This window comes from Ornithinimicrobium sp. (genome assembly GCF_051004135.1).
In the GTDB taxonomy this organism is placed as follows: Bacteria; Actinomycetota; Actinomycetes; order Actinomycetales; family Dermatophilaceae; genus Ornithinicoccus.
Genome location: NZ_JBPCKQ010000024.1, coordinates 1 through 8088 on the forward strand (window position 1 = coordinate 1; position 8088 = coordinate 8088).

Annotated in this window: 8 protein-coding genes; 1 reads left to right on the plus strand and 7 read right to left on the minus strand. The window is 68.1% G+C overall.

Annotation, left to right across the window (positions count from 1 at the left end):
* Window positions 1-150 precede the first annotated feature (150 nt).
* Window positions 151-801, plus strand: a complete 651-nt coding sequence (locus ACR2FV_RS01300) for a hypothetical protein (RefSeq protein ID WP_434013922.1) — start codon at window positions 151-153, stop codon at window positions 799-801.
* Between the two features lie 422 nt (window positions 802-1223).
* Here the strand turns inward: ACR2FV_RS01300 and ACR2FV_RS01305 are convergent, their stop codons facing one another.
* The 7 genes from ACR2FV_RS01305 to ACR2FV_RS01335 form a co-directional block, all read right to left on the minus strand.
* On the minus strand, window positions 1224-2324 hold the full coding sequence (locus ACR2FV_RS01305) for a DUF917 domain-containing protein (RefSeq protein WP_434013923.1): 1101 nt from the start codon (window positions 2322-2324) through the stop codon (window positions 1224-1226).
* Window position 2325: 1 nt separating this feature from the next.
* Window positions 2326-3879, minus strand: a complete 1554-nt coding sequence (locus tag ACR2FV_RS01310) for a hydantoinase/oxoprolinase N-terminal domain-containing protein (RefSeq protein WP_434013924.1) — start codon at window positions 3877-3879, stop codon at window positions 2326-2328.
* A 67-nt stretch (window positions 3880-3946) separates the two neighbouring features.
* Window positions 3947-5254, minus strand: coding sequence for a cytosine permease (locus ACR2FV_RS01315; protein WP_434013925.1), 1308 nt, complete (start codon window positions 5252-5254; stop codon window positions 3947-3949).
* Between the two features lie 115 nt (window positions 5255-5369).
* The gene (locus ACR2FV_RS01320) at window positions 5370-5690 is read right to left on the minus strand and encodes a DUF6092 family protein (protein WP_434013926.1); all 321 of its coding nucleotides are present in this window, start codon (window positions 5688-5690) and stop codon (window positions 5370-5372) included.
* Window positions 5687-6235 carry a nitroreductase family protein gene (locus tag ACR2FV_RS01325; protein WP_434013927.1) on the minus strand — a complete coding sequence of 183 codons (549 nt, stop codon included), beginning with the start codon at window positions 6233-6235 and terminating at the stop codon, window positions 5687-5689. The genes ACR2FV_RS01320 and ACR2FV_RS01325 overlap by 4 nt, the downstream gene beginning before the upstream one ends.
* A gap of 81 nt (window positions 6236-6316) precedes the next feature.
* Window positions 6317-7882: a PucR family transcriptional regulator gene (locus ACR2FV_RS01330; protein WP_434013928.1), complete on the minus strand. Its 1566-nt coding sequence runs from the start codon at window positions 7880-7882 to the stop codon at window positions 6317-6319.
* The coding region (locus ACR2FV_RS01335; RefSeq protein WP_434013929.1) for an S-methyl thiohydantoin desulfurase domain-containing protein at window positions 7879-8088 on the minus strand (210 nt) is incomplete at its 5' end. The genes ACR2FV_RS01335 and ACR2FV_RS01330, both read right to left, overlap by 4 nt.

Genomic DNA, 8088 nt, shown 5'->3' on the forward strand with positions numbered 1-8088 from the left:
CCCGCTCCAGCACAGCCACCCGCAGCTGCTCCACCGTCGGCTCAGCCGGAATCGGCGGCAGCGGATCATCGGACACCCACCAGTCACACCAGTATCAACCCGCCACGCCGAACACCTGAGTAGTTACCTTACTCGCTGGAAATCCCTTCAATGACCAGCACGACCCCACACGCGGCCGTGTCCATGGATCATCTGCTGGTGCTGCCCTTCCCCGAACCGGGCCCGGCACTGCGCACCGCCTACCGGGAGATCGCCCAGGCGGTGCACGGCACTGAGGACCAGAAGAAGGCGCTGGGTGACCCCCACCAGTTACCCCGACCGTGGGACCCGGCCACCTGTCGCACCAAGGTGCTCCGCGAACAGCTGTGGGACTGGCTGGACCGGGTCGTGACCTGGCTGAACCACGAATACGTCTGGGACCCCGCCGGCACCATCCCGCCCTGTTGGCCGCGCCACCCCCACCTGGTCCACGAGCTCGCGGTCCTGGCAGACCATCGCCGCCGCGCCGGCAGGGTACTCAGCTCCGACGCGATCGAAGAATGGCACCGGTACAACCTGCCAGCGTTCACCGAGCGGATGCGCACCCGACTACAGGATCACTGCACCGACGGTCACCAACCATGGCCCGCCCGATCCCGACACGTCGCCCACACCGGGCAGCAGCACACCGCGCACCGCGCGAAGGCCTTCAACACCGACACCGAGACCATGCAGCAACTGCTCGACGAAGGGAGCAGACCACTTGGTCTCCGCCTGCACGCCCTTCGGGTCGACCCGGACACCGTCGAGGTTCTCGATTGAAGACCAGCATCTCGAGTGCCAGTGGTCAGCGGTTCTAGAACCCCGGGCGGGTGTCGGGCAAGGTCAGGGCGCCTGCCGCGCATTGGACTCCACGATCGGGACTGAAGCAGGGCGGTGCAACCTATTCCGCCCACAATCGGCGCGTCCACAACATGCTGCACACCGCCCACAATGACGCGACCTCAAGTGTCCGGAACTGCTTGATATGTGGGTGATGCCCCCAACCCAAGAACGCTCCGCAGTTGCCGAGTAGCGGGCGTGCTCCATGACCCCTCGAGAGTCATCGAATTGTAGATGAGTGCCCAGTGCGCGGAGCGCAGCCATGGGCCCACCGGTGGCGACTGCCCACCGGTCACGAACGACTCTCGGCCACCTCGTTCCTGCGATCAGCCGACTGTCACCAAGCTGACGGGCGAGTACAGCTAGGTGGCGGCCAGCTCCTCGACGGGCACCCACGGCTCATCAAGGCCGAAGGCGTGCGGTCCCCAGACCTCGAGGGCCTCGGGTGTGCGCATGATCGGCGGCGTGGCGATGGCTAACACCCTGACCCGCTGTCCGAAGCGCAGCGCCTCCGTGGTGATCGCGCTCGCGGAGTCCAGATCCAGGATGGTAATGAGGTCGGGCACGATCGCCACGGTGCGGCCGTCGACTTTCGCCACGATGTTCTCGTTGCGGAAGTCGATGACCATCGGCAAGCCCGCATCGAACGGCTCGATCACTACGGTGCCGGCGGTGAAGCCGTCCACGACCCCACGGCTCACGTCCACGATCTTGCCGCTGAACAGTGGCCTGGCGTAGCCGTAGATGGAGCTGCGGACTGCCTGGATCAGCGCCGCGAACGCGTCGGTGTGCGCCTCCCTGGCCTCCCGGACGGAGCGCCCGAGGTCCCTGGCCAGCGACAGCGTCCCGGGGATCGCGGTGCGCTTCACGTCAGCCCCACTCATCGAGTACTCGGCGATGTAGGAGGCGCCACCCATGCGGATGGTCACCGCGCGGGCGAAGGACTCCATCTGGACGTTGTCGGTGCCGGTCTCGATGAGCGCGGTGTGGCCGGCGGCGTCCGAGACTACCAGCGGGCTGCCCGGCACACCGTAAACCCCGAATGTCTCCATCTGCAGCTCGGGGAAGGCCCGGCCCATGCCGTCACCGTCGACCACCGGGATGCCGGCGCGGGCGGCGACCAGCAACGGGATCATCGAGTTCAGCCCGCCGCACTCCATCGGGATCGTCGCCACCGCCGAGCGGCCCAGGTGCTCCTCGAGCCGGCGCAGCGAGGCGACCGCCTCGTCGCCGCTGGGCAGTTTCTCAACGACTACGCTCGGCGCGCCCATCATTGCGGTCGAGATCACCAAGTCGTCGTCGGCGACCTCGTGGGCGTCGATCACCTTCACGCGCAGGCCCTCATCCAGCGCCTGCTGCACCAGCATCCGGCCGACCAGGGGGTCACCCCCGCCGCCGGTTCCCATGATGGCCGCACCCCGGGCGATGTCGGCCAGCGTCTGCCCGTCCAAGTTGTACGACACGTCAACCTCCTAGTTTCAAGTCGCCGACCGCCTTGACGCGGACGCGTGTGGCGTTGCCCGGCAGGTAGGCCAGCGGCACCTCGTCGACCTCCACAATCTGCACGCTGTCGGGGTCGGCCCCGGCAGCGATGGCCTGTTCCACGGCCTCTGTGCGGGCCTGGTCCAGGACCGCTTCCCGGCCCCCCGGCGGCACTGAGAAGATCCGGTCGGTCTCTCCGCCTACCTGCGCGATGGCCGCGCCGATCGCGTTGGCCACCGCGAAGTGCTCGGGCATGTGCACCTTGCGCACCCCGTCCAGCGCGGGCGGCATTAGCACCGAGCCGCCACCGACCGCGACCAGGTCCACCGGTTCGGGCGAGGTGCGCATCCGGTCCACGCAGTCGGTCAGCAGCTCTTGGATCCGGGCCAGGCCGGCCTTGACCAGGTCCGGGTCGAGGTCGGCTACTAGTGAGGAGTCGCCGATCTGGTGGGTGCCGGCGGCCACTATGAGGTCGGTCGCGGTCACCGTAGGCCCGCCGAACACCTTGGCCTCCTGCAGCAGCCGGTATCCGACCGAGCGGGGTCCGACGATCACGGCGCCGGTCTCGTCGACGTCGACGTGGGAGCCGCCGCCCAGCCCGATCGAGGAGACGTCGGGCATTCGGAAGTTGGTGCGCACGCCCTGCACCTCTACCTCGACCGATGCCTCGCGGGGGAACCCGTGCTGGAGGACGCCGATATCGGAAGTCGACCCGCCGATGTCGATCACCATGCACTCCTTGAGCTCGGACAGGAAGGCCGCGCCCCGCATCGAGTTGGTGGGCCCGGACGCGAAGGTGTTGACCGGGTAGCGCCGGGTGTAGTCCACGTCCATGAGGGTGCCGTCGTTCTGGGAGACGAAGAGCGGCGCGCTGATGCCACTGGTGCGCAGCGTGGACAGCAGCCCCTCGCAGATCTCCACCGCCAGCCGGCTCAGGGCGGCGTTGATGACGGTGGCGTTCTCCCGCTCCAGCAGGCCGATCCGCCCGATCTGGTGGGAGAGGCTGACCGGGATGTCGGGGTGGTGTTCGGCGATGTAGTCCGCAGCCGTCTGCTCGAACTCGTCGTTGACCGGCGAGTACACCGAGGAGACCGCGAACGCCTGTGCCCCGGTCTCGACGGCCTGCTCTACGGCTGCGGCCAGTTCTTCGCGGTCGAGTTTGCTGATCAGGCGGCCGTCGAACTCGTGGCCACCGTGCAGCAGGTGGTATTGGCCAGAGATGGCCTCGCGCAGCCGCTGCGGCCAGCCGACCAGGGGTGGCAGCCCGCGGGTGGCCGGCAGCCCGAAGCGCAGCACGGCCACCGAGGACAGCCGCCTGGCCTCCACGAGGGCGTTGACGAAGTGCGTGGTGCCGACCATCACGCCGTCCACCTGGGCCGCGTCGAACTGGCGCTGCTGGCGCAGCGAGTCGAGCGCGGCAGCGATGCCGGAGGTGACGTCCTCTGTGGTTGGTGTCTTGGTGGCGGCCAACACGTTCAGCCCGTCCATGAGGACGGCGTCCGTGTTTGTGCCGCCGACGTCGATGCCTATGTACATCTGAGATGTCCTCCCTGCGGGTCAGGTCCCGGCCGCTCCGTGAGGCAGGGCGGCCGGGACGTGGGCGTCAGTCGCTGGTGGGCTCCGGCGCCAAGGGCGTCTGGGCTGGGTGCGTCTGGGCCGGCGCGGCGGTAGCGGGCTCGGGGCCTGCCTCGACGTACCTGCCCAACAGGTACTGGAGGATCCCGGCGACCAGTAGGCCGTCGAGGGCCGGAACTGTCGTGAGGGTGAAGGCGGTGTAGGTCGTCAGCATGGCGACTAGCGAGCCGATCGCCCAGGCGGCCATCGGAAGCATCCGTATCGACTTGATCTGGTGTTCGGCCGCGGTCGCGTACCGGTACTTGCGGATGAAGAAGTAGTCGGCCACGATCACACCGGCCATCGGCGGGATGAGAATCCCTAGCACTGAGAGGAACGTGATGAAGTTGTCATAGATGCCGGCTAGGGCCAGCAGGATGCCGACGATCCCGGCGATTAGGGTCAGTTGCCACTTCTGCAGACTGCTGAACATGACCGCAAGAGCCAGCGCTGCGCCATACAGGTTGTTGTCGTTGGAGGTCCACTGGGCGAACATCAGCAGGAACAGGGCTAGCACCCCCCAGCCGAGGCGCAGCATGATGTCGACGATGTCCCACGTCCCGGTGGCCTGGGCCATAAGGGTGCCGGTGACCAGGACGACGGGGGTCACGACGGCGAAGGCAAACACTGCGCCACCGATCGTGTGCGCGGAGGACTTTGAGTACCGGGACACGTCCGGAGCGATCACCGCGCCGACAACGAAGGAGCTGACCACCAGCGAGATGCCCACGCCCATCGAGACTGGCTCGCCGGAGCCTTCGAGGGCCCAGACGTCGCTGAGCGCGCTGTCGGACATGATCCGCCAGACCGAGGCCCCGATCAGCAGGAGCATGAGCGGGACCGCTGCCTTGCTGAGGACCTCGATGCCCTTGTAGCCGAAGATCGCGGTGCTGATCATGAGCAAGCCCCCGACGACGATGAACAGCGCTCCGGGTAGGCTCCCGCCGGTCAGCGACTGCCAGCTCACCGCCGCGGTTTCACCGAACAGACCGAGTTGGACTGCGAACCAGCCGTAGGAGCCGAGCGCCTGGATGAAGGCGATCAGCAAGATGGCCTGCTTGCCGAAGGTGAACCGGGAGATCATGGCTGTCGACAGGTGCGTTCGGTTGCCGACCATGCCGGTTGCCGACGCGATCAGGGCGAGAAGGACGCCGCCGATGAAGGAGGCGACGACGGCGGCGGGCAGAGTCATCCCGTTGCCGATCGTGCCGCCGGTCAGGAGCAAGCCAAGGCTGATGCCAACACCGGACCAGACCACGCCCATCGAAAGCCAGTTGCGGGTCTTGTCCCGAGGCACCTCATGGCGGCTGTAGTCCTCTAGAAGGGAAGGGCTGCTCGCTGCCTCACGAATCATAGTCTTGGCCTTTCTCGGTTGGTTCAGTCAAACGGGCCAGGGTCAGCCCAGGGGGGATTCAAGGGGACGGCGCCGCGGCGCGGCGCATCGCCTCCTCGGTACAGCGGCGGACGAAGTCCGGCAGCCACTGCTTGAACGCTTCCTGATCAGTCATGACCAGGTTGTAGTGGGCGTCATAGTCGGCGCGCGCCTCGGCCAGAAAGGTCTGCTGCTCTGTGTCAGACGTCGTGCGCTGCAGCACGGCGAGCAGCCGGCTGGCGGCGTCCATCATCCGGAACGCAGCCAGGCTGGGGGTCTCGCCCAGGCTGGTGGGGGCGCTGTTGACCAGGTAGACGACGATGTCGAAGAGGTCCTCCTCGACCTTCACTTGTTCGCTCACGTTGCTGCCTCCTGTCGGAAGACGGTGCCGAAGGAGTTGTGGTGCCAACTGGTCCGGAAGCCTTTGGCGGCAGGCCGAGGCTGCGGTACGACGTAGCCCACTGCGACTGTCACGTCCGGCCGGATATGGTCGGGCAGGTGGAGGAGGGAGCGCACCGCCTGGTCGCTCCAACTGGTGACCGTGCAGACGCCTAGCCCCAACGTCTGGCCCATCAGCGCCAGGTGGGCGCATGCCGCACCCGCGTCGATCCACGTCGCCGCGTCGACACCGCGCCGACCCAGGACCTCCTCAGCGCGGATTGTGTCGGTGCAGTGGACGATCATGGCTGGCGCGTTGTTGATGAAGCCGGGGAGCACCTTGCGGGCCAGGGCCATCCGCACCGGGTCGTCGACGATGACGAGGTGGCGCACGCCGGACCGCGCTTGCTGAGCGCGGGTGGCAGCCCAGGCCATCTGCTCCAGCGCTCCGCGGGTTACAGGGCGGTCCTCAAACTCGCGGTGCATGCGCCGACGGCGCATAGCGGCGGTGATGTCTGTCTCAGTCATGCCCGTCCTTTGCCGAGTTGCGACAAGGCTAGGGGCAAGGCATTACGGCCACAATGTGCGGAGTGCACGGCTTTTGGGCCGTCACTGGCCGTTCTGCATAGCCTGATCCGGTAGCTCGATGCTCTTGCAGGCTAGGTGGAGCGCGAGCCGCTCGTCCGGGTTCGTCAGATCGACACCGAGCAGCTCTTGCACCCGAGCCATGCGGGCCGCCACGGTGTTCCGGTGCACGCCGAGGACCGCGGCGGCGTGGACCAGGGATGACTCACAATCCAGGTAGGTTCCAAGCGTCGTAACCAGGTCGCCCGGGGCACGGGACAGCGGGTCCAGGAGCGCCTTGGCGGCTGGGCGGAAGGAGTCGGTGCGGGTCCAGCCCAGCAGCAGCTGGCCGAAGCCGAGACGGTCGACGTGGAGGAAGCGGCCGGTCTGCTCCCTGCTGCGCGCCAGCCTCGCGGCGTCACGGGCCTCGCTGATGCTGCCGGCGATGCCCTCGGTGCTGATACGGGCCCGACCCACCCCGACGTAGGTGCCGACGGCGGCGCTCGACTCGAACCGACGCTGGGCGCGACGCACTGCGGCGGCGTGGCGCACCGCGTCCTCCGACGATGGCTCGCCCTCGGTGGTGGTCCATGCGGCCCAGCCGTCGACCTGCTCTACTGCCTGGATGTCCAGGTCCTCGCTGGCGAAGGCGGCAAGGAGGTCGGAGCGGGCAGCCATGAGGTCGAGGTCCTCGAGCAGGCCGACGGAGATGCCGACGTGCCACCCGTCCAACTGCCAACCCAGGTCGAGTGCGCGCCGGCGAAGCGAGGTCGATAGCGCACTCGGGTGGCGGGTGATCTCCTCGAGTGCGGAGGTCCGGGCGCGGGCATCACGCTCGAGCCGGAGCCGGCGCTCGGCCAGCCGCTCCCGGATGGCGCTTACCGCGATCGGCAGCGCGGCGAGGACGGCGTTCCGCTCGGTGGACAGCGGCTCGGGGAGGCTGACGCACAGCCAAAACTGCCCTTGGATCACCGGCAGTGCGACCACCTCCCCGTCCTTGACCCGCTCCACGAGCAGGTGTGCCGGCGCGGCGGGGCGCTGGGCTAGGTGGTGGAGCAGCTGTTCCCGCTCCTCTTCAGTGACCAACTCCGGCCCGACCACCGCTCGCGCCGCATGGTCCAAGAGCGCCACCTGCCGCCCGAGGACCTCGGCCATCCCGCGCACCACGTCCAGCGGGTCGTCGCTGGCACTGAAGCACATCGCGACCATCGCCCGGACGATACGCGCCTGCTCCACCATGGGTCTGGTCAGCAGGTCGGTGAGGGTGCTGTAGGCATGGAGCGGATCTGGCGCCCCGAGCACCGGAAGGCCGAGCCTGCCGGCCAGCAGGGAGGTGGCGCCGCCGAGAGGTTCGTGCCCGGACAGCAGCAGCGCAGTCACGTCGGCAGCGTGCGCGCGGCTGACGAGCGCATCGAGCCGCCAGTCATCGCGGGGGATGTCATTGAGGACAACGAGCAGGGATCCCTCGGCTCGGTCCGGCCGCGCGTTCACGTCCCGCGCCAGGAGCACCGAGCCGACGGGGGTGTGCGTGCAGGTCCCCGGGGTGAGCAGCCTGATCGGGTCTGCTGACGGGTGGGCCAGCAGCGCGGACAGTGTTGTCGTGGTCCTCACGGCGGGCCCCCGACCACCGGCTCGCTTTCCAGGCCGAACGCCCGGGGCGCGACGAGGTGGATCCGCGCGGGGTCCATCCACCACTTTGGGCCGGGCAGGGTCAGCAGGATGACGTCGTCACCCACTTGCACCTGTTCGGCTGCCAGCGGTTGCGCGGTCCGCGCTTGGAGGACGCAGAGGATGTCGGGGCACGTCGCGACCACCTC